We start from the raw sequence: 21,814 nt of genomic DNA on the forward strand, positions 1-21,814 counted from the left end.
GTTTTTATGATCTTATATTGAAGTCTTTCCTTAAACAATGATATTTCAAACCTAAGCGTTAAAAACTGGTCAGACCACCTTAAAATGAAAAATGCCCATTGAGAAGGGCTTGTTTGCTTGTCTATCACTATAAAGGAAAAATCCTTCAAAATCTGTTAGTATTTGTCGGTAATAATAGACAAATTTCTTAATTGCCGATACAAGGATAAAGTCTTTTCCTCATCTTTTTCAATCAATGCATCTATTAACAGAAATAAGATGTTCCTATTATACACTACTTTTTCTAAATGAACAGAATTGTAATAATCCTTTAATACTAACCAAATTCTTGAAAACAAATAATTATCCGCAATTTTAATTAGTTGATAAAAGAATTGATCGTCGTTTAATTGTTCATTTTCAACCAAATTTCTTATCTGTAATAATTCCTTTTTGTCTGCTCTCTTTAGAACTAATCGAAGTAAATCCATTTCCATTAGGTTCTTTGTTTCAATTACATCGTGCTTTGCTTTTTCATCTTGAAGAATAAAGGTGCCAAGCAGCTGCACAAGCTGGTTTCCCTGAAAATCCCTGATGAACGTACCTTCACCACGTCTTGTTTCAATTAAACCAAGTAATTCCAAAGCTCTTAAGGCCTCTCGAACAGAAGAGCGCCCGACATTCAGGCGCTCTGACAATTCCCGTTCAGATGGGATTTTATCTCCAGATTTTAACTTATCTGCAGATATCATCTCTCTTAGTTGCTTAACTATCTCTAGGTATACCTTTGTATTTGCCACTAGCTAATCACTCACTTTTACCAATAATAGCGAGCCTTTTTGTTTTTTCTTTTATATCTTCAGGGTCAACCTTAATACGAGCCACTCCGGTATCCATAGCCGCTTTTGCAACTGCCGAAGCAACAGCTGGAGCCACTCTTGGATCAAAAGGTGCTGGGATCACATAATCCTCGTTTAGCTCTGCGTCCGTTATCAAACCAGCAATGGCCTCAACAGCCGCTACCTTCATTTCTTCATTTATGTGTGTCGCGCGAACGTCTAGGGCACCACGGAAAATTCCAGGGAAAGCCAGTACATTATTTACTTGGTTTGGAAAGTCTGATCTTCCTGTACCTACCACTCTAGCTCCTGCTTCTTTTGCCTCATCCGGCATGACTTCTGGAGTAGGGTTCGCCATTGCAAAAATAATTGAATCTTTATTCATGGAAGCAACCATTTCTTTTGTAAGTGCTCCTGCAACAGAAACACCAATAAATACATCCGCACCCTTTATAACCTCTTCGAGGCTTCCAGTAAGATTATCTCGATTTGTAAATTTTGCTACTTCTGCCTTCACATCATTCATACCTTGAGGGCGGCCTTCATAAATTGCACCTTTTGTATCACACATGATGATATCTCTTACACCATAGCTGTGTAATAACTTTATAATGGCAATTCCAGCAGCACCCGCACCATTGGCAACAACCTTGATTTCGGTTATTTTTTTCCCAATCAGCTTCAGAGCATTAACAAGACCAGCTACAGTAACAATGGCAGTACCATGTTGATCATCATGAAAAATAGGAATATTGGTTTCTTTTTTCAATCTTTCTTCTATCACAAAGCAATTTGGCGCTGCGATATCTTCAAGATTTACTCCGCCAAATGTTGGCTCAAGTAACTTAACGGTTTCAATAATTTTCTCAACATCGGTAGTGTTTAAACAAATTGGGAAGGCATCGACGCCAGCAAAGCTCTTAAATAATACTGCTTTACCCTCCATAACTGGAAGTGCAGCTTCCGGTCCGATATTTCCAAGACCAAGAACCGCTGTACCATCAGTAACTACAGCAACCATATTACCCTTCATCGTGTATTCGTAAACCGTTTCTGGCTTTTCATAAATATCCTTGCACGGTTCGGCCACACCTGGTGAATACGCTAAACTCAGATCCTTGGCATTTCTTACAGGTACTTTTGATTTAGACTCAAGCTTTCCTTTGTTAATTCGATGCATGTGTAGTGCTTCTTCCCGTAACGTCAAGATATGTCACCCCTTAAATTAGTACAAAAAAGTTATCATTAAATACTAGTAATTCTAAGTTGTTTTTTTAGTGGTCAGACCACACCCATATCATTTAAACTATATCACATTTGAAAGCGTTGTAAAGAATTATTCTTTCAAAACAACATTTTTATTTCCTAAAAATTCACACAATGTTTCCAATAGATGATTGCTGGGTTTAATCATAAATTCGCTCCCCAGCCTGATCGTTTTTTTACTAGTCTCGTAATGCAAAACCACATTCGTTTCCCCAGGATTATCCTTAAACAATTGCTTTAAATGGGTTAACGATTGTTCATCTTCTTTTGCTTTAACGATTTTTAGATATAAAATGGATTCCTTCTTCGTTTTTGTACGTAACCATGTTTCCATTTCAGTTACTTGCTGAATAATAAACTGAAGCTTCCCATCTCGTTCTTCTACTTTCCCCTCTATCACAGCAAACTTTCCATGGTCTAAAAGGTGAGAATATTTCTTGTATACAACCGGAAATGCAACAGCTTCCATTTCACCGCTAGAATCACTTACATTTAAAAATGCCATCGAATCCCCTTTTTTTGTACGGATTTTCCGTGAGGCTGTAACGTAAACTCCAGCAGCTGCTCGTTTATGGTCCGCTGATAACTCAAACAATACACATGCACCAGCTTGTTTAAGCCCTTTTTCAAAGATCGATACCGGGTGGTCTGAGAGGTAGAATCCAAGAGCCTCTTTTTCAAAAAGCAGCTTATCTTCCAGTCTAATAGGGTCAACCTGAACATACTTGGGCTTAAGTTGAAATTCATCAGGAAATAATTCCACTTGGCTTGACTCGTCTACCTTAAACAATTGGGCGTGTTCAAGGGCGACATCCAAACTTGCAAGTAAGACAGCCCGGTCTTCGTTAAATTCATCAAAGCTTCCAGAGTGGACTAGAGCCTCAAGGGTTTTACGATTGATTGCTTTGGATGAAACTCTTGTGCAAAAGTCGAATAAATCCTCAAACTTTTTATTTCTTCGTTCTCGGAAGATTTCTCTTAAGGCTTGCGCGCCGACACTTTTAATGGCAGCGAGGCTATATCGAATACCTGCCTTTTCTACCTGGAAGGAATACCCGCTGTAATTGATCGAAGGTGGCAGGATATCTATATCCTTTTGTTTTGTTTCCAAGATATACTGAGCTATTTTTGTCTCGTTCCCGATTGCTGAAGTGAGCAAGCCAGCCATAAAATAGAGAGGATAGTTTGCTTTTAGATAGGCAAGCTGATAAGCAATCATACTGTAGGCAACAGCATGGCTTCGATTAAAGCCATAATTTGCAAATCGTACAATTAAATCATAAAGATCATTTGCAAGTGAAACTTCATACCCTTTCTTTAAAGCACCTTTGACAAAATGATCCCGCTCCCTGTCCAATACATCCTTTTGCTTTTTACCTACCGCCCTCCGCAGCAGGTCAGCTTCCCCGAGAGAAAAACCAGCCATTTTGGAGGCAATTTGCATTATTTGTTCCTGGTATACAATGACTCCATAGGTATTTTCCAGAATGGGTTCCAAATCCTTATGGGGATATTCCACAGCTTGTTTTCCATGTTTTCTATCAATAAACAAAGGGATATTTTCCATTGGACCTGGCCGATATAACGCATTAACTGCGACAATATCCTCAAAACGGGAGGGTTTCAGACGAGTCAAAACCTTTCGCATTCCCTCAGATTCCAGCTGAAATATACCAGTTGTCTCTCCTCTTGCTAAAAGTTCGAACGTTTTTTCATCCTGTAATGGTACGGATTTTATATCGATCTTTCTCCCTGTTTTCTTCTGAATCGTGGATACGATTGATTCAATCAGCGTAAGATTTCTTAAACCTAAGAAATCCATTTTTAGTAACCCGATTTCTTCAAGATACTCCATCGAATACTGGGTTAAATAAACATGATTATGTCCCTTTTGAATAGGCACTAATTCAATCAGCTGCTTCTCACTAATCACTACGCCTGCAGCATGTGTAGACGTGTGACGAGGCAGCCCCTCTAGCTTCAATGCTGTTTCATAAAGCTTGCGATTTATCGGGCTTTCATTAATAAAAGCTCTTAAAGGCTGCGATTCTTTGTATGCGTCTTCCAGATTTATTCCTAAGCGCGCTGGGATTCTTCTTGATAATTGCTCCAGTTCCTTCGTATTTAGTCCAAAGACCCTGCCGACATCCCTAATCGCTGCTTTTGCGGCCAGTGTTCCGAACGTTACGATTTGTGCAACATGTAATTCACCATATTTCTTTGCGACATATTCTATCACTTCATCCCGTCGGTGATCCGGAAAATCAATATCAATATCTGGCATTGATATCCGCTCAGGATTTAAAAAGCGCTCAAATAGTAAATTATGGGCTAAGGGATCAACATCGGTAATATACAAGACATAGGCTACAAGTGATCCAGCAGCTGAGCCCCTTCCTGGACCCGTCAAAATACCATTCTCACGAGCATATCTCATAAAATCCCAAACAATTAAAAAGTAATTACTGAATTTCATTGAGTTAATAACCGATAATTCATATGCCAAGCGCTCCAAGTGTTCTTCGGTTGGAGAATCAAAGCGCTCCCGTAATCCTTGTTTACAGAGTTTTTCTAAGTATTTCTCGGCTGGCTGGCTATTTTCAGTTGGGAATTCAGGTAAATAAGTTTTGTTCAATTCAATATTTACCATGCATCTTCTAGCGATAGTAATCGTATTCTCTAATGCTTCTGGTATATCAGAAAATCCTTCGATCATTTCCTTTGCAGTTTTCAAGTAAAATTGGTCACTGCCCAATTTCTCACGGTGGTCATCCTGAAGTTTGTCCCCATTCTTTATTGCTAGTAAACACTCATGAGCAAACATATCGTCTTGCTCTATGTAATGTACTCGATTTGTTGCTGCCAACGGAGTATTCAGTTCTTTCGCTATCGTTTGAATTCTATCTGTTAAGGTAGCTTCCTCCTCTAGTTGATGATTTTGGAGTGCTAGAAAAAAAGAACCTTTGCCAAAGATAGACTCAAGGTTTTTTATGATTTCAATTGCTTGTTCTCGGTGATCACTCAGTAAATTTTGTTCAATTTCCCCTTCTATACCAGGAGAAATGGCAATAAGACCTTCAGCATAATGTTTTAACCATTTAAAAGGAATACCATTTTCTGCTTTTGTTTGAACAGCACTTGATATTTTCAAAAGGTTTTTAAATCCTATTTCATTTTCAGCAAGTAAGACTAAGGGGTATGAATTTTCTTTTTCAATTTCACTTTCAACATCTACTGTTAACCCAATGATGGGTTGGATATTATTTTTTAAACATAACTTATAAAATTCAATCGTTCCGTACATGACATTTCTGTCCGTTAACGCTACAGCTTTGAAACCTTTATTCTTTGCCTGATGTACCAATTCAGGAACGGAAGCTGTGCTCGACAACAGGCTATATGCACTATATACGTGAAGGTGAATAAAAGACATTTTTGTCAACCCTTCCTAGTAAATCTCTTATCCTTATTATAGAGCCAAACCTGAAAAAAGGAAAATATGTTCTTATTTACAGCTTACAAACGCCGCCTATTTTTATAATTCATAATCGGAGATGTTTGTCCATATACATGATGCATAGGATATTGGAGTAAGGGCGGTTAAAGCGATGAAAGAGATTGGTTTTTTTCCCACTTTTATTGAGAGCTATTTTATTGCATTAGGAGTTATTTTAGGCGGTGCCTTAATAGGGGGAATCGCTGCCTTTCTAACTGGACAACCACCACTGACGGCTGTATATCGACTGTCTACAGACTTACGGATATGGGCAATTGTCGCTGCGATTGGCGGGACATTTGATGCCGTCTACACCTTTGAGAGAGGCTTATTCAACGCAGAAACGAGAGATATTTTTAAGCAGCTTCTTATTATTCTTTCTGCATTAGGCGGTGCCCAAACAGGAGCACTCATTATTAATTGGTTAACGCAGGAGTATATATCGTGAGAATCCCTCCATTTTATCGAAGACCTGCTTGGCAGCGCCTTTTTGCCGGGATGGCGATCGGCGGTGCGATCAGCTGGTGTATTTTCATTTATATTTTTGGTGTATGGCAGGAGGAACACACCGCACTCATTGAAAAACAAAGCGAAAAGATTGTTGACCTGGAGAACGAAAAGAAGATATGGCAGGAAGAATATAAAGAGATAAATAAACGGACAATTGAACAGCTAACGATTCAAAAAATCAATATAAAAATAACAAATTCGGAAAAATACAAGCTAGACTCACTAAGTGTTTCAGAAATAGAAGACTCAGTGAGAGATGACATTAGTATGATGATTGCAAAGGATATGGATACCGTTTATAAAAGCAGAGAATTAATAAAAAAAATCATTCATATTAAAACCGTTAAAATACAGGATAAAAGATATAAACTAAAAATTAAGGAAATGGTAATCTTCACCACGTTATCTATTCAGCTTGAAATCGAATTTGAAGAGTAAAAGAATCGACCCGCAATTTTGGGTCGATTCTTTTTTATAGAGCCTCTTTTCTTAAACCTTTGTTGCTTTATGGAACTATATAATGATTATGCTAAAGTTTCCGCAGAAAATAGAGTAATTCCAATAAGAAAAGAGCCTACAAACTAAATTCTAAAGAGCAAAATGACTATTTCCACGTTAAAATCGGCTTTAAGATTTTAACAACAATCAATACGAAAACAGACTTTATGAAGAAAAGTTTTCACACACTTGACTTAGCTCTTTTAATACTAGATCCACTTCATCCCAGGAATGAATGGATGCACCTGAAGCAAGCGGGTGCCCGCCGCCTTTAAACTTCCTGGCAACTCCATTTATGACTGGACCCTTTGAGCGGAGACGAACCCGGATTTGGTCTTCCTCTTCAATGAAGAACACCCATGCTTTAATTCCTTTAACATTCCCTAATGTTCCAACAAGTAAGGAGGCCTCTGGCGGCTCAGCATTGTATTCTTCCAATAGCTTCTTGGTTAGAAGGACAGAAGCCACACCGTTACTCTGCATTTCAAAGTTTTGTAACACATAACCGTTTAATTTAATAATATTGTCGTCGAGTTCATACATTTTATCAAAAAGTTCAGTACGGGAAAAATTATAATGAATAAGTTCCCCGGCGTAGGCAAAGGTTTTGTCCGTTGTACTTGGAAACAGGAATCTTCCTGTATCCCCCACTATACCGCCAAATAAAAGTCTGGCAGCTTCGTCATTTAATTTTAAACCGCGGTCCTTACCAAATAAATAAAATTCATAAATCATCTCACTGCATGAACTTGCCGTTGTATCAACCCATAGTAAATCACCGTAAGGATCCTCGTTAGGGTGATGGTCAATTTTTATTAGTTTATCACCTAATGAATAGCGTTTGTCACAAATTCTTTCCTCATTTGCAGTGTCACAAACAATGACTAATGCCCCTTTATAAAGCTCATCTGGAATAGAGTCTAGACGGCGCATGAAATGGAGCGACTTTTCTTCCTTCCCAACAGCAAATACCTTTTTATTCGGATAAGATACTTTTAATATTTCTACTAATCCACATTGGGACCCATATGCATCGGGGTCCGGGCGGACATGACGGTGAACAATAATGGTTTCATATTGTTCAATCATTTCTAGAATTTTTTCATTCATGGTATCACCTCTATAGTTTTTGAAGCATGTCTAGTATTTTGGTAAAATAATATGTACAATAAACAAGAGAATTTTAGGCTTGGAGGAAATCTAATGACTATTCTAGTGTTTTTTATTGTGATTCTATTTGCTTTTTACTTATTCTATAAAACAAAGTACTTTAGAAGCAGCCGTCCAGTTGAAAAGAAATGGCTTGGAGCCAAATCCAATATTGCGCTTGGTTTATTTGTCTGCTTATTTGGTATTAATCATTTATTCTTTATATCAGAAACAACTGTTACCTTTATCGTATCTGTCATTTTCGTCTTGTATGGCGGTGTGTTTTCATGGGTTGGTTTTAAAAAGTATAAACACTACCTGCCATTTGCCATTGAGGAAGCTCAGGGTCTTGATGCAAAATCGTAAGGAGAGCCGCTTAGTTAAAGCAGCTTTTTATTTTACTGTCCAGCTCCTGCGCCCTAACGGCTAGTGTCCTTCGCTCTTCGCGAGTAAAAATCCCTTCAGGATTTTTACCTACCTACGATAAGTCAAGCACGAATGCGCCTCCGGCTCTAAAGCGTTAGCTTTTACGAGGAGGCCATACGCCGCTGACCACTAAGAAAAGCTGCTTCGAATAATCATCGCAGGACCAAGCTGCACTTTGGCTTGGTCCGAGGGCGCTTGCGCTTTTCTTAATTCCGATCAAGCAGCTGACACATCATCATTGCTTTACCGACTAATATGCCTTCGTTAAATACTTCGACGTCAACCTTTCCGAACTTACGGCCTACATCAAGCACTTTTGGATAAATTTCTAAAACACTTTCCATCTGTACTGGCTTTAAAAAATAAATGGTCATGTTCTCAACGACCAAGTCTCCTTTTTTATAACTACGTAATACCCTGTTCGCTGCATCTGAAACAATGGTGGTAAACACTCCATAGGATATTGTCCCTAAATGATTGGTCATTTGCGGTGTTACTTCACAGGTATAGACTTCCTCGCCTTTTGCTCTTCCGCGCATTAATACCATTTGATTTGTAACAATATCATCAAGTGTTTCCCCTACCTGCGGCTGACGCTGGTTCATTTGCAGTGCTTTTAATACGTCCTGCCTGCTTATAATCCCTTCAAGACGGTTAGAATCATCCACAACTGGAAGGACTTCAATTCCTTCCCATACCATCATATGTGCTGTAGAAGCAACACTCGTCTTCCCCGAGACCGTCATTGGCTGTTTTGTCATAATCCGATCGATAATCGTCTCTGCATCCTGTCCCATAATATCCTTAGCTGTTACCATTCCTTGTACCTTCATGTTCTGGTCAACTACAGGGTAACGGCTATGAGTGGTTTCTTGATTAAAATCATGCCACTTAGAAACCTTATCTGAGGTCTTCAAATAATATGTTTCAGTAAGCGGGGTTAGGATATCTTCAACTAGAATAATTTCTTTTTTAATTAACTGGTCATAGATGGCACGGTTTATCATCGTTGCCACGGTAAAGGTATCATAACTAGTCGAGATAATCGGCATTTCAAGACTGTCTGCTAATTTTTTGATATCGTCTTCTGTATCAAATCCACCAGTAATTAAAACAGCAGCTCCTGCTTTCAAAGCAAGCTCCTGTGCCTGCGAGCGGTTCCCGACAATTAACAAGTTATCTGGACCGGTATAGCGCATCATCGCTTCAAGTTTCATGGCACCGATAACAAACTTATTAAGCGTCTTATGCAAACCAGTTCTTCCGCCTAAAACCTGACCCTCTACAATGTTCACGACCTCAGCAAAGGTGAGCTTTTCAATATTTTCTTTTTTCTTCCGTTCAATCCGGATGGTACCAACACGCTCAATCGTACTGACATACCCTTTATTTTCAGCTTCCTTGATTGCTCTATAAGCTGTCCCTTCACTTACATTCATCGCCTTGGCGATTTGACGTACAGATATTTTTTCCCCAACAGGCAGCTCATCAATATACTGTAGAATCTGTTCATGCTTTGTAGCCAAGTCCTTCACCCATTTCTATTACCCTTTATAATCATTATACAATTTTACCATTATTTTAATTAATTTCATAAATTCTTTTATAAAAATTCAAAGGGAGCCTAAATCCAAGGCTCCCTCTGCATAGTAAATCACTTTTAATAAGAACGTGATTTTTTGTTTATACTGTGCTGCTTCCGGCTTCTTACCGCAGTTTTTGGACTATACAACAGTGCGGTAAGATTTCCCGCCATTACGATTAATGCAAATGCAAGCCAGGCTAGAGCAAAGATCCCTCCTAGGCCTTCTGCACCAACTGATAATCTTGGAACAGCAAAATAAATCATTAGACCACAGAGCAACAAGCATAGTATATATCTGTTTTTTTTCAATTTTTACTCTCCCTTCCAACTACTGCTTGTTTCAATTTATGCATGAAAGGGAGAAAAAAGTCTTATAACTCAATAAATTCTCCTGGTTCGAGTACTTTTCCATTTTTATTTTCAAGCATTTCAACAAATTGGAAAGGATCCTGCTTAATTGGCGGAAATGTGTTGTAATGGATGGGAACAACCATTTTTGCCCCTAGTAATTTTGCTGCGTATGCCGCGTCTTCTGGCCCCATTGTAAAATTATCTCCGATTGGCAAGAAAGCTACATCTATCGGATGTCTTTCACCAATAAGTTTCATATCTGAAAATAACCCGGTATCACCTGCATGATAAATCGTTTTTCCTTCTGCCATAAAAAGAATTCCTGCTGGCATACCGCAATATATCAGTTCATTATTTTCCGTTTCATAGCTGGAACCATGAAAAGCTTGTGTTAATTTAACTTTTCCAAAATCGAATTGACGTGAACCGCCGATATGCATACCATGTGTATTTACTCCTTGCCATCCTAGGAAGGTAGCAATCTCATGATTGGCAATAACAAGTGAATTATTTCGTTTGGCAATCTCTACGGTATCGCCGACGTGATCATTGTGACCATGCGTTACGAGAATCACATCTGGGTTCACATCTTCTACTTTTAAATCAGTTGATTGGTTACCCCTGATAAAAGGATCAATAATGATCTTTTTTCCGTTTGAATCAATTTGAACTACCGAATGTCCATGATAAGATACTTTCATCTGCTCATCTCCTCCAAAGTTTCATCATTAATTACTTCCATACAAAGTTCTAAATTCCTTCATCATTTATATCCTTAAAATAGTTGTTTTAGTACATGCTATATTTACACATGGATTTAAAATTGATACGCTCATGTAGGAGTTTTTATTTAGGAGGTCATAATATGAATCATCGCGTAACAAAACTTCAAGCATGGATGAAGGAAAATGGAGTTGATGTTAGCTTCGTCAGTTCAACTGAGAATGTCTTTTATTTAAGCGGATTTTTCTCAAATCCTCACGAGCGTTTATTAGGGTTAGCTGTATTCCAAGAAGAAGAACCATTCCTTGTATGTCCAGGAATGGAAGTGCATGATGTAAAAGCTTCTGGTTGGAATCATGAAATCATCGGCTATAGCGATATCCAAAATCCATGGGAATTAGTACATAAGTCGATCAATAAAAGAATTCATAACGTTCGTAAAGTTGCCATTGAAAAAGAACATATGAATGTTGAACGTTTTGAATACTTAACCGCTCTATTTCCGAATGCTGCTTTTGTTTCAGCAGAAGAAAAGTTAAGACAACTGCGAATGATTAAAGATTCCAAGGAACTAAAAATAATTGAAGAAGCATGTGCTTTGGCTGATTATGCCATTGAAGTCGGGTGCAGTGAAATTGAAGAAGGAAAAACAGAATTAGACGTCCTCAATGCCGTTGAGTATGCCCTTAAGAAAAAAGGGGTTACCGAAATGTCATTCTCGACAATGGTGCTTACCGGTGCAAATGCTGCTTCACCACATGGCAATCCAGGAGCTGCAAAAATCCAAAAAGGTGATTTGGTCTTATTTGATTTAGGCGTTGTTGTAGACCGCTACTGCTCAGATATTACAAGAACGGTTGCCTACGGCGATATAAATGAAAAACAAAAGGAAATCTATGACACCGTTCTAAAGGCTCAATTAGCAGCGATTGAGGCTAGTAAACCTGGTGTTACGGCTGCTGAGGTTGACTTAACAGCAAGAAGAATCATTTCAGATGCTGGCTATGGAGAATATTTCCCGCACCGACTTGGACATGGACTTGGGATTAGTGTCCATGAATATCCTTCAATGACAGAAACAAACCAATTGGTAATTGAAGAAGGAATGGTTTATACGATTGAGCCAGGGATTTACGTACCAGAAGTAGCAGGGGTCCGTATCGAGGATGATGTGTATATTACGGCTGATGGAGTAAAAGTCTTAACCAAATTCCCTAAAGAATTACAAATTATTTAGTAGGTATTTGATTTTTTTACCATTGAACTTTTACAGGAATTGCAGTAAGATACTTATACAAGCTGCGTTGCTCGTAGTGATAATAAAGTTTTAACCTTTAAGCTGTAAAAGGGAGTTTTATTATCGAAGCTGTAATGACAAGCCTCTGTCTATACGACATGGAGGACATGCAGAAGGGCTTTTGCGAACACCCACTTTGAGGAGTGGTGGTTTAAAACTTTCTTATATGAGGTACGGCAAATGCGGCTCTATCACTAATATTTCTAAGGCCAGCTTCGTAATGAAGCTGGCTTTTTTATTTAAGCTGTTTTCGTATAGATTGTTGTTAAAATCTTAAAGCCGATTTTAACGTGAAAATAGTAATTTTGGGCTTTAGAATTTTGTTTGCAGGCTCTTCTCTTATTGGAATTATTCTATTTTCTGCGGAAACTTAGCAAAATCATTAAATTTAGTTCCATAAAGCAATACGGTTTAAGAAAAGAGCCTTAATTTGTTTTATATTTGTCCAAGTAATGTTTTTGTATCTGAATAATGGAGACCATGTGCTTCTGCCACTGCTTCATAGGTTACAAAGCCGCCTAGTGTATTAATCCCTTTTAATAACGCTTCATTTTCGAGGCATGCCTGCCTATATCCCTTATTTGCAATTTGGATTGCATAGGGAACAGTTACGTTTGTTAAGGCCATAGTTGAAGTTCTTGGTACCGCTCCAGGCATATTTGCAACAGAATAATGAACAACCCCATGCTTAAGATATGTTGGGTTATCATGTGTGGTAATTCGATCAGTTGTTTCGAAAATACCGCCTTGGTCAATGGCAATGTCCACAACCACACTTCCTGGATTCATAGATTTAATCATTTCTTCCGTTACCAGCCTAGGTGCTTTTGCTCCAGGTATAAGTACGGCTCCTATTACTACATCTGATTCTTTTACTGCTTCTGCAATGTTATATGGATTAGAAATAAGGGTTGTCACTTCTGATCCAAAAATATCATCCAATTGACGAAGACGGTCTGGATTCAGGTCGATAATGGTAACTTTTGCTCCTAGCCCAATTGCCATTTTCGATGCATTTGTACCTGCCACGCCGCCGCCGATGATGGTAACGGTTCCTCTTTGTACACCTGGGACTCCTGATAACAGAATACCTTTCCCTCCATGAACCTTTTCAAGGAATTGGGCGCCAATTTGTGCCGCCATTCTTCCGGCTACCTCACTCATTGGTGTTAATAATGGTAATGATTTATTTGGAAGTTGTACCGTTTCATATGCAATACCTACTACTTTTTTATCGATTAAGGCTTTCGTTAGTTCAGGCTCAGGAGCTAAATGTAAGTATGTAAATAGAATTAAACCTTCACGGAAATATGGGTATTCACTTGAGAGGGGTTCTTTAACCTTCATCACCATTTCCATTGACCAGGCTTCCGATGCCGTTTCTACTATTTTTGCACCCGCTGACGCATAGTCTTCATCTGTGAATCCAGAACCTAGGCCTGCTCCTTTTTCAATATAAACCTCATGTCCGAATTTCAATATATTGAAAACCCCAGCCGGTGTCATTGCAACACGGTTTTCATTATTTTTTATCTCTTTAGGAACGCCGATCCGCATATACAAACCTCCTAATATAAACTTTGAAAACACTTTCATTTTATCATAATATAATAGAAAAGGCTCCAAGCAATAAGTTATGGAGCCGATAATTTTTACTAATATTAAAAATAAGGATAGTATGGATATCCATAATATGGGTATCCGTAATATGGGTACCCATATCCATATCCATATCCGTACCATGGGGATAATGCTGCCCCCAGTGCTAATCCCCCTAAGAATGGTAATCCAAATCCAAATCCAAATGGTCTACCAAAGCCGAATCCAAATGGTCTACCAAAGCCGAATCCAAATGGTCTGCCAAAGCCGAATCCAAATGGTCTGCCAAATCCAAATCCTGGTCTTCCAAATCCAAACCCCGGTCTTCCAAATCCAAACCCTGGTCTTCCAAATCCAAACCCATGACCAAACCCTCCAAACCCGTGACCAAACCCACCAAATCCATGGTGACCAAACCTTTGGTCGTTTTGATCAATTGACTCCATATAATTAGCAATTTCTTGCATTTTATATTCCTCCTCATTTTTATTACTAACACATTAAAAGAATATGCAGACTTAAAAAGAGATTCTTGGGTAAATGTCCCGCTGCAAGAAATTTAATAGACATATACATAGGAAAACTCGCCGATTGGCGAGCCTGTAAATACCTATTCAGCTGTGTACTGTGCTTTATCCTCGTTTGTTACTCCAAAATCCTGACCGATGAATCCACTATTATAGGAATCCATGATTTGTTCACTTACCTCATTAGCTCCATGTTCATTAAATTCAAAAGTTTTACTAGGCTCCTGTTTAAACATATTTTCAATCTCCCTTCAATGAATTAATACCCTTTTATTTTTCGAAAAATTGAAACATCTTACTCCTAGAAAATATTGTATAATTTAAATGAGGAGGGATTACAATGGGCGTTCATTATGACCATATTTTAGTTGCGATTGATGGTTCAAAAGAATCGGAGTGGGCATTAGAAAAATCGATTGAAATCGCGAAAAAAAACAATGCTAAATTGTTACTGGCACATGTGATCGACACAAGGTCCTTTCTAGTAATTGATTCTTATGACCCAGATATTGCTGACAGAGCAAACAAACTTGCGATCGATATGCTTGAAAAATATCAAGAACAAGCATTAGCTGCTGGTGTGGTCCACGTTCAGTATGAAATTGAGTATGGCTCACCTAAAGTGAAAATACCTAAGGAAATGGCTAAAATGCACCCTATAGATCTAATTATTTGCGGTGCGACTGGAATGAATGCCGTTGAAAGATTCTTAATTGGCAGTGTTTCTGAACACATAACTCGTTATGCCCCATGTGATGTCCTCGTAGTCCGTTCACAAAAAAGCTCCAGCCTTTAACTAGTTTTAAGAAAAGCTCTAATTAATTCGTGAATGCTTTCTTGATGTGTTGTAGAATAAGGTAATAACCGTCTTGGAGGCTATCACATTGAAAGAACATTTTTCCTTTGATCAACGTCTTGGTATTCCTATTCCTAACTTAACAATGGAATGGGCACAATTAAGTGATGAAACCCAGCATGCTATCCTGTTTCATTGGGAAAAAATCAGAGGCAGCATTCCAGATAGAATTGCTGACCTTGAAAAAATGATCAATCAAAAGCAGGCACAATTATCTGAAGAGAGTAACTTTAAAACCTCATGTGAATTAAACAGTGAAATAGCTGAACTGGCTTCGATTATTAACGATTTATGGCTCTGGTATCGAGCAAATCAAACTGTATCAGATAAAATGCACCAATGAAGAAAAGCGGAAGCGCCCTGCTCAGCGGCGTATGGCCTGGAGGGCTCCAACTGAGATAAAGGAAACACGAAGAGCCGGAGGCGATTCGATGTTGACTTATCGTAGGGCGGAGACCGAAGGACACTAGCCGCTAGGGCGCTGGAGCTGGACACTAAAAGAGCTGGCGAGTGCGCCAGCTCTTTTGGTATGATTATTGGAATCTTCTATAGTTACCCAAATGCTTGGATAATCAGGTTCGGTCACTCCAGGACCCCTGCATTGACCCAAAACCCTTTTTCGATCGGATTTCGGTCGCTCCAGCACCCTTGCATTGACCCAAAAACCTTTTTCGATTGGAATTCGGTCACTCCAGCACCCCTGCATTGACCCAAAACCCTTTTTCGATCGAATTTCGGTCACTCCAGCACCCTTGCATTGACCCAAAACCCTTTTTCGATTGGAATTCGGTCACTCCAGCACCTTTTCTGGGAGCTTACCTTTATAGATCTTTTTTTATTTCTCTTACTACATGAGCCAATTCAGGCAGGATTAACTTATTCATAGCAAGATTTACTGCCCCAGTAGAGCCAGGCGTAGAAAAGACAGCTTTATTTTTTACCACTCCAGCAACAGCACGTGAAAGAATGGCTGCGGAACCGATATCCTCTTGATAGCTCAACATCCTAAATATCTCTCCGAATCCTACGATTTCTTTATCAAGCAGGCCTTGGACGGTTTCAATGGTAACATCACGCTTTGCTATTCCAGTCCCCCCGTTTGTAAGAATGACATCGATATCTTCACGCTCACAACCCTTTAAGATTGCTTCTTTGATCGGTTCTGATTCATCCTTCACAATCACATAATCCACTATGGTATGTCCGGCTTGTTCTAATAATTCCTTCATCAGTTTACCACTTTTGTCTGTGTCATTATTTCTAGTATCACTAACTGTAATGACTTTACAAAATACGATTTTTGGTGCTGATTGCTTATGTTCAGTGGTACTCATCTTACATTTCCTCTTTCTGATTAAGATATCTCAGCTGGTAATAATTATGGGCGAACTCCGTCACTTTCCGTGTTAATTGATAATTCGTCCCTGCCCCAATAGCCATACTTACAACCGGCAGCCCTTGAATAAGCTTTTTTCGAAACAGGGTGATGACCAATGCTTTAAATAATTGTTGAATGGGCTGCTCCAACCAGGTCACATCAGTAATTTCTTCATTTCCTTCATAGAAATAACTGTCACCGCTTGAGTCCATTTCATTCATTAAAATTGTCCATCCTTCTTTTTGTAAACGAGGAGGAAGTGTAGCTGTATGAAAAACCCTTAAAGAACTCATCATTTCATATGGGGTATTCACCTCAAAACCATATGTCATGGCAATTAATTGAACCGCCCTTAAATTAATGACAGCCATTGCTGGTATGTCAGTACCTAAAAGAAGCGTTCCGCCAGTTCCTGCTAACCCGCCTTGGGCAAATGAATAAAGTCGATGTCGTGCGATTTGCTGCATGGCTATGTATTGTAACTGGCCAATTTCTAATTTTTTCAAATCCTCTATTTGATGTAAATCCTGTAGAAAAACACGGCCTGAAGCAAGGATCCTATCCTTTGCATCCATCTGAATTTGAGAACTCTGAATCATCCCATGTAAATGGAACAGCCAGCTATCAATGACTGAAAAAAATTGGCGTTGAATATTTTCAGGTAATAAGGAGAATGACCGTTCTAAATATTTTTCATATGTAAGTTGTAAATCATTTGCCTCGTAGTTTAATAAGTGATTTTCCCATTCCCGAATTTCATTCAATACCTTTGTTTCCCGCTCAGTTAATGGCATAGGCAATCCCTCCTCACTTCACTCGTTTTTTTCCAGTATAACACAAATGAAGCTATACTTAAAAAATGAAAAAAGGCAGCTGTCGTATTGGACAGTCTGCCTTTTTCATGGTTTATTTCGCTAAACGTACAACGTCGCGTGCAATCATAACTTCTTCATTTGTAGGGATAACAATAACTTTAACTGGAGAGTGAGGATAGTTAATAAATCTTTCCTCGCCTCTAATTTTATTTAGAGCTGGATCCCAATAAACACCCATAAACTCAAGACCCTTGAGAACTTTTTCACGAACAACATCACTATTTTCACCAATACCAGCTGTGAAAATAATCGCATCGATACCGTACATACGTGATGCGTAAGAGCCAATATATTTATGAATACGGTTCGCAAAAACGTCTAAAGCCAGTTGTGCACGATCGTTTCCATTACGCGCTTCAATCTCGAGGTCTCTAAGGTCACTAGAGAAACCAGAAACACCTAACATTCCACTCTCTTTGTTTAATACATCGAGCACTTCTTCAGCGGTTTTATTCGTTTTTTCCATAATGTATGGAATCAATGCAGGGTCAATGTTCCCTGAACGTGTACCCATTGTTACCCCAGCAAGTGGTGTAAAGCCCATTGATGTATCAATTGATTTTCCGCCCTCAATGGCTGCAATACTAGCTCCATTACCTAAATGGCAAGAAAGCAGGCGAAGCTGTTCAACCGGACGACCCAGAAGTTCAGCTGCACGCTGTGAAACGTATTTATGGCTCGTGCCATGGAAGCCATATTTACGGATTCCATACTTTTCATAGTATTCATATGGAAGGCTGTATAGGTATGAACTTTCTGGCATTGTTTGGTGAAAGGCTGTATCAAATACTGCAACCGCAGGAACGTTTGGCAGTACGCGTTGGAAAGCCTTAATTCCCGTAACATTAGCAGGATTATGAAGCGGGGCTAATTCGGAAAGCTCATCAATTTTATTTAGTACCTCATCTGTAATAAGAACAGAGTCATTAAATGTTTCTCCGCCATGTACCACACGGTGTCCAATTCCGTCAATTTCATTAAGGGATTGAATAATACCCAAAGTAGTTAATTTATCTAAAAGCATTTTAACTGCTACTTCATGATCAGGAATATCAGATGTTTCTGTAACTTTCTCACCATTAACTGAAATAGTAAAAACTGAATCTTTTAAGCCAATTCTTTCTATGATTCCTTTTGTGATTACGTCTTCACTTGGCATTTCAAATAATTGAAACTTCAAAGAAGAACTCCCAGCATTAATTGCAATAATTTTAGACATTTCGTTTACCGCTCCTTTGTATAAAAGCAACATCGGTTAAAGGTCCATTTTCCGTACATGGTTATTTTGTACTAACCGACATTGAATATTGCTATCATCATCTCATTATTTCACTGTATTTTTTACAATTCAAGGGGTATTTTGGATGGAAACGGTTACCCCTTAAATGTAAATCTATTCGCATTATTCCTAATAGTTTAAAGCCTATAAAAAAAGCGATAAAACCGATTGTTATAACCGATTTTACCGCTTATTTTCCTGAACCCATTTCTCAATCTTTTTCAAAATGCTTTCCATCTCAACAGCACTAGATAGATTTGGTAAATTAACAAGTAATGCCTGTTTGGGCGAGACGATTCCTTCACCCTTTTTTTGCAAAACTAAAATACTTTTAGCAGCATTTTTATTCTTAAACATACTTAATGGCAGCTGCAGGACCCCCTGAATCATAACTTCATCTTTAAAGAATGCACGAAGCTTTCCTGCCTGGTCACTTTCAAAAAGACCATTTGGAATGATAAAAAATAAATATCCACCGGGCTTCGTGTGACGGACACTTTGCTCAATAAACAAATGATGAGCGTATGAGTGTCCTTCATTTGCTTTTAATTGGTATTCTGCTGCACGAATATCATTGGGATAAAAACCGACTGGCAAATCAGCAATAACTGCATCCACTGGGTCAATAAATAATGGTTCTAGACTATCTTGATTAAACAGCTCTAGAGGGTGCTCTTGTAAATTTGCGTTCACATAAGCAAGTTTAATTAACAGATCATCAACTTCAATACCAATGGAATGTATATCTTTTTGTAATTGATTTAAAACAGTCGTTAATAAATTTCCGGTCCCAATCGCCGGGTCCATTAAACGAAAGGAAGGCTGCTGTACAAATTTATCCACCAAATAGCTCATCAACATTCCCACACTATCAGGTGTCATTTGGTGGTTGGGTTGAACATTTTCTTTCATCCCTTTTAAGATCACAAGCTGATATGCTTTTCGAATTTCTTCCTTTGTAAAATTGCCTAAATTGACTTCCATATACTGTTTCTTAAGTCTTTTTTCCGTTATTTCGCTTAACTCATCTTGAAGTACAGAACCGTGAAATAAATTTTCCCCTGTTTCTGCTAATGCTTCTAGATATGTACAAGACAGTTCTTCCTGCAAAACACGAGCTGTTTCACTAAATAATGTAAAAAGCTGTTCTACTGGAGCAATTTTCATACGAATACCTCCCAGACAATGAAAAAGGCCTCATCCACTGACGAGGCCTTTTTCGCCATCATTAATACTTACTTTGCATTTCTCGCTGCTTCAAGAGCTGCTTCATAGTTCGGGTGATTTGTTGCCTCGCTTACATATTCTACATACGTAACCGTATCCGTAGAATCCACAACAAATACTGCACGAGTCAATAATCTTAATTCTTGAATCGCTACACCGAATGCTTCTCCGAAAGAAAGATCACGGTGGTCAGATAATGTTTGGACTTTATCAATACCAGCTGCTCCACACCAGCGCTTTTGTGCAAATGGCAAGTCAACGCTGATCGTTAAGATTTTCACGTCTCCTAAACTATTTGCTTCTTCATTAAAACGACGTGTTTCCGCATCGCACACTCCAGTATCTAGTGAAGGTACTGCACTGATTAAACGAACTTGTCCTTTGGTATTTTCTAATGTTACAGGTGATAAATCATTCGCTAATACGCTGAAGTTTGGAGCTTTATCTCCTACCTTTACTTCGTTGCCTAGCAATGTTACTGGGTTCCCCTTAAAAGTTACGTTTGCCATTTAAACATCCTCCTTTTTCGTACGAACAAAAGCGAAGTAAATTACGCCTTCATCATAATTATGTACAGTGTTAATATAACTTTTCAGAATTCTTTTTGCAATCAATTACACTCTACGAAAAAAAGTTAACCTTCCTTCTGCACATGGAAGATTAACTTTTTTTCCTAAATATCAAATTCTTGCTTTTGATGTTCGTTTTGTTTCGATTGCTGTGATCCTTGCTGTGAACCTTGCTGTGAACCTTGCTGCTCATTTTTTTTCGAGAACATTTGCTGAATCTTATCAACTGCCTGCGGCGCCATTTCTAAAATTTTCTCATAAAGATGGGTGCTTTCATCTAGATGAAGCATTTTTACGCCATGCGAATTTACGATTAAGAAAGCAATTGGAGTAATAGAAACTCCTCCACCGCTACCGCCTCCGAATGGAAGCTTTGGCTGACCTTGACCTTGCCCTTGCCCTTCACCCTTCGACTGAGACGACGACCCATCAAGTTTAAACTCACTTCCTCCTGCTGCAAAGCCAAAACCTACCTTTGAGACAGTAAGTATAACGCTGCCATCAGGTGTTTCAACAGGATCACCGATAATCGTATTAACATCAATCATTTCTTTTAAACTTTCCATTGCAGTTGTCATTAAACCTTGAATTGGATGTTCAGACATAGCTGTTGCCTCCTCTTTTAAACGGTATTATTTCCCTTTGAATAGACATTATTCATTTTGAGATTCGGGCGTCCGCCCTTCCAGAATTTAATTAGTTTTAATCCTGCTAAAATAGCATACCCGATACGAAACTGAATAATACATGTGATTCGAGTTTGGATGATCGCCAATTGAAAATGGGGGGTAACCGATAATACCGGCATGTTTTTAAGGCTTAAAAAATGGCTAATCAAACCTACTATGCTTCCTTTTATTGTCCAAAGTGCACCAGCTATAACACCTGTATGGGCGGCATCCCCTATGCCAACTAATGAATGCCATTCGAAATGCTTGATTACTATTCTTTTTAAAAATTTGCTAACAATCACCTGTAGATTAAAAACATGCTGGATTAATTCTTTTGCGTTATTCCATTTGGATATGATGTCATCCTCTGTAATTTGTGCTTCCTTTTGAGAGGCTTCGCTTTCACCCGAATCTCCCATTTTCGTGTTTTCCTTTACGACAATACTCGGCGAATTATCATCAATTTTTATTAAGGGTACATTCATCGTGTATTTAATTAATCCAAACCAGATACTGAACTTCAGAGTTAGTTCATCATTGTCATTATGATGAAAATAGGTAAGATGGATGGTCAATTTCGAAAAAATGATTAGCAGAAGTAAAAGAATAATAATAAAAAGTACGGTTAGCAGCCAAACCAATTTTTTCACAACCTTTCAGCCTATTAGTATCACCTGAAGACAAAAAAATAAACCCACTAACGTATAGTTAGCG

The 21,814-nt window shown here is 38.6% G+C and carries 24 protein-coding genes and 1 other RNA gene; 7 read left to right on the plus strand and 18 right to left on the minus strand.

Annotated elements, in window-relative coordinates:
• Positions 1–155: 155 nt before the first annotated feature.
• From V7108_RS01185 to dnaE, 3 genes are all read right to left on the minus strand, one after another.
• Complete coding sequence (locus V7108_RS01185) at positions 156–779, minus strand: FadR/GntR family transcriptional regulator (protein ID WP_335567162.1); 624 nt, start codon at positions 777–779, stop codon at positions 156–158.
• A gap of 7 nt (positions 780–786) precedes the next feature.
• The gene (locus tag V7108_RS01190; protein ID WP_335513637.1) at positions 787–2,025 is read right to left on the minus strand and encodes an NAD(P)-dependent malic enzyme; all 1,239 of its coding nucleotides are present in this window, start codon (positions 2,023–2,025) and stop codon (positions 787–789) included.
• Between the two features lie 129 nt (positions 2,026–2,154).
• Entirely contained in the window at positions 2,155–5,517 is a 3,363-nt protein-coding gene (gene dnaE, locus V7108_RS01195) for a DNA polymerase III subunit alpha (protein ID WP_335567163.1), read from the minus strand.
• 175 nt (positions 5,518–5,692) lie between these two features.
• Here dnaE and V7108_RS01200 point away from each other — a divergent pair, with 175 nt between their 5' ends.
• Entirely contained in the window at positions 5,693–6,028 is a 336-nt protein-coding gene (locus V7108_RS01200) for a YtrH family sporulation protein (protein WP_132093129.1), read from the plus strand.
• Positions 6,025–6,528: a sporulation membrane protein YtrI gene (ytrI, locus tag V7108_RS01205; RefSeq protein ID WP_335513642.1), complete on the plus strand. Its 504-nt coding sequence runs from the start codon at positions 6,025–6,027 to the stop codon at positions 6,526–6,528. The genes V7108_RS01200 and ytrI overlap by 4 nt, the downstream gene beginning before the upstream one ends.
• Positions 6,529–6,753: 225 nt before the next feature.
• Here ytrI and V7108_RS01210 read toward each other — a convergent pair whose 3' ends face one another.
• Entirely contained in the window at positions 6,754–7,698 is a 945-nt protein-coding gene (locus V7108_RS01210) for a DHH family phosphoesterase (protein WP_335513644.1), read from the minus strand.
• A gap of 93 nt (positions 7,699–7,791) precedes the next feature.
• On the opposite strand from V7108_RS01210, the gene V7108_RS01215 reads away from it, so the two are divergent.
• A complete protein-coding gene (locus V7108_RS01215; RefSeq protein WP_335513646.1) occupies positions 7,792–8,103 on the plus strand; it encodes a YtpI family protein in 312 nt (103 codons plus the stop codon).
• 266 nt (positions 8,104–8,369) lie between these two features.
• On the opposite strand, the gene V7108_RS01220 is transcribed toward V7108_RS01215, so the two are convergent.
• The 3 genes from V7108_RS01220 to V7108_RS01230 form a co-directional block, all read right to left on the minus strand.
• Complete coding sequence (locus tag V7108_RS01220) at positions 8,370–9,689, minus strand: CBS domain-containing protein (protein WP_335513648.1); 1,320 nt, start codon at positions 9,687–9,689, stop codon at positions 8,370–8,372.
• A gap of 134 nt (positions 9,690–9,823) precedes the next feature.
• Entirely contained in the window at positions 9,824–10,057 is a 234-nt protein-coding gene (locus V7108_RS01225; RefSeq protein ID WP_335513650.1) for a hypothetical protein, read from the minus strand.
• A 62-nt stretch (positions 10,058–10,119) separates the two neighbouring features.
• The gene (locus V7108_RS01230) at positions 10,120–10,800 is read right to left on the minus strand and encodes a metal-dependent hydrolase (protein WP_335567164.1); all 681 of its coding nucleotides are present in this window, start codon (positions 10,798–10,800) and stop codon (positions 10,120–10,122) included.
• 164 nt (positions 10,801–10,964) lie between these two features.
• On the opposite strand from V7108_RS01230, the gene V7108_RS01235 reads away from it, so the two are divergent.
• Together V7108_RS01235 and ssrS are read left to right on the plus strand one after the other, a co-directional pair.
• A complete protein-coding gene (locus V7108_RS01235) occupies positions 10,965–12,059 on the plus strand; it encodes a M24 family metallopeptidase (RefSeq protein ID WP_335513654.1) in 1,095 nt (364 codons plus the stop codon).
• A gap of 56 nt (positions 12,060–12,115) precedes the next feature.
• A non-coding RNA gene (ssrS, locus tag V7108_RS01240) (6S RNA) lies at positions 12,116–12,312 on the plus strand.
• A 242-nt stretch (positions 12,313–12,554) separates the two neighbouring features.
• Here the strand turns inward: ssrS and ald are convergent.
• The 3 genes from ald to V7108_RS01255 all read right to left on the minus strand — a co-directional run bounded on the left by ald (position 12,555) and on the right by V7108_RS01255 (position 14,481).
• Complete coding sequence (gene ald, locus V7108_RS01245; RefSeq protein ID WP_335567165.1) at positions 12,555–13,676, minus strand: alanine dehydrogenase; 1,122 nt, start codon at positions 13,674–13,676, stop codon at positions 12,555–12,557.
• A gap of 104 nt (positions 13,677–13,780) precedes the next feature.
• Positions 13,781–14,185, minus strand: a complete 405-nt coding sequence (locus V7108_RS01250; protein WP_335567166.1) for a hypothetical protein — start codon at positions 14,183–14,185, stop codon at positions 13,781–13,783.
• A gap of 143 nt (positions 14,186–14,328) precedes the next feature.
• A complete protein-coding gene (locus V7108_RS01255; protein WP_335567167.1) occupies positions 14,329–14,481 on the minus strand; it encodes a hypothetical protein in 153 nt (50 codons plus the stop codon).
• A 104-nt stretch (positions 14,482–14,585) separates the two neighbouring features.
• Between V7108_RS01255 and V7108_RS01260 the strand changes: the two genes are divergently transcribed.
• Together V7108_RS01260 and V7108_RS01265 are read left to right on the plus strand one after the other, a co-directional pair.
• Positions 14,586–15,041 (plus strand): universal stress protein, encoded by a 456-nt coding sequence (locus tag V7108_RS01260; RefSeq protein WP_335513657.1) that lies wholly within the window; start codon positions 14,586–14,588, stop codon positions 15,039–15,041.
• An 88-nt stretch (positions 15,042–15,129) separates the two neighbouring features.
• Complete coding sequence (locus V7108_RS01265; RefSeq protein ID WP_335513659.1) at positions 15,130–15,444, plus strand: hypothetical protein; 315 nt, start codon at positions 15,130–15,132, stop codon at positions 15,442–15,444.
• 123 nt (positions 15,445–15,567) lie between these two features.
• On the opposite strand, the gene V7108_RS01270 is transcribed toward V7108_RS01265, so the two are convergent.
• The 8 genes from V7108_RS01270 to V7108_RS01305 all read right to left on the minus strand — a co-directional run bounded on the left by V7108_RS01270 (position 15,568) and on the right by V7108_RS01305 (position 21,750).
• Positions 15,568–15,843, minus strand: coding sequence for a hypothetical protein (locus V7108_RS01270; protein ID WP_335567168.1), 276 nt, complete (start codon positions 15,841–15,843; stop codon positions 15,568–15,570).
• Between the two features lie 79 nt (positions 15,844–15,922).
• Complete coding sequence (locus V7108_RS01275; protein ID WP_335567169.1) at positions 15,923–16,435, minus strand: MogA/MoaB family molybdenum cofactor biosynthesis protein; 513 nt, start codon at positions 16,433–16,435, stop codon at positions 15,923–15,925.
• A 1-nt stretch (position 16,436) separates the two neighbouring features.
• Positions 16,437–17,273, minus strand: coding sequence for an EcsC family protein (locus V7108_RS01280; protein ID WP_335567170.1), 837 nt, complete (start codon positions 17,271–17,273; stop codon positions 16,437–16,439).
• 112 nt (positions 17,274–17,385) lie between these two features.
• The gene (locus V7108_RS01285; protein ID WP_335567171.1) at positions 17,386–18,573 is read right to left on the minus strand and encodes an acetate kinase; all 1,188 of its coding nucleotides are present in this window, start codon (positions 18,571–18,573) and stop codon (positions 17,386–17,388) included.
• Positions 18,574–18,816: 243 nt separating this feature from the next.
• Complete coding sequence (locus V7108_RS01290) at positions 18,817–19,800, minus strand: class I SAM-dependent methyltransferase (protein WP_335513666.1); 984 nt, start codon at positions 19,798–19,800, stop codon at positions 18,817–18,819.
• Positions 19,801–19,868: 68 nt separating this feature from the next.
• A complete protein-coding gene (gene tpx, locus V7108_RS01295) occupies positions 19,869–20,369 on the minus strand; it encodes a thiol peroxidase (RefSeq protein WP_335567172.1) in 501 nt (166 codons plus the stop codon).
• A 164-nt stretch (positions 20,370–20,533) separates the two neighbouring features.
• Positions 20,534–21,034 carry a GerW family sporulation protein gene (ytfJ, locus tag V7108_RS01300; RefSeq protein WP_335567173.1) on the minus strand — a complete coding sequence of 167 codons (501 nt, stop codon included), beginning with the start codon at positions 21,032–21,034 and terminating at the stop codon, positions 20,534–20,536.
• Positions 21,035–21,051: 17 nt separating this feature from the next.
• Positions 21,052–21,750 carry a DUF2953 domain-containing protein gene (locus V7108_RS01305; RefSeq protein ID WP_335567174.1) on the minus strand — a complete coding sequence of 233 codons (699 nt, stop codon included), beginning with the start codon at positions 21,748–21,750 and terminating at the stop codon, positions 21,052–21,054.
• Positions 21,751–21,814 lie beyond the last annotated feature (64 nt).

Source organism: Neobacillus vireti (genome assembly GCF_036962345.1).
GTDB classification, from domain to species: Bacteria; Bacillota; Bacilli; order Bacillales; family Cytobacillaceae; genus Neobacillus; species Neobacillus vireti_A.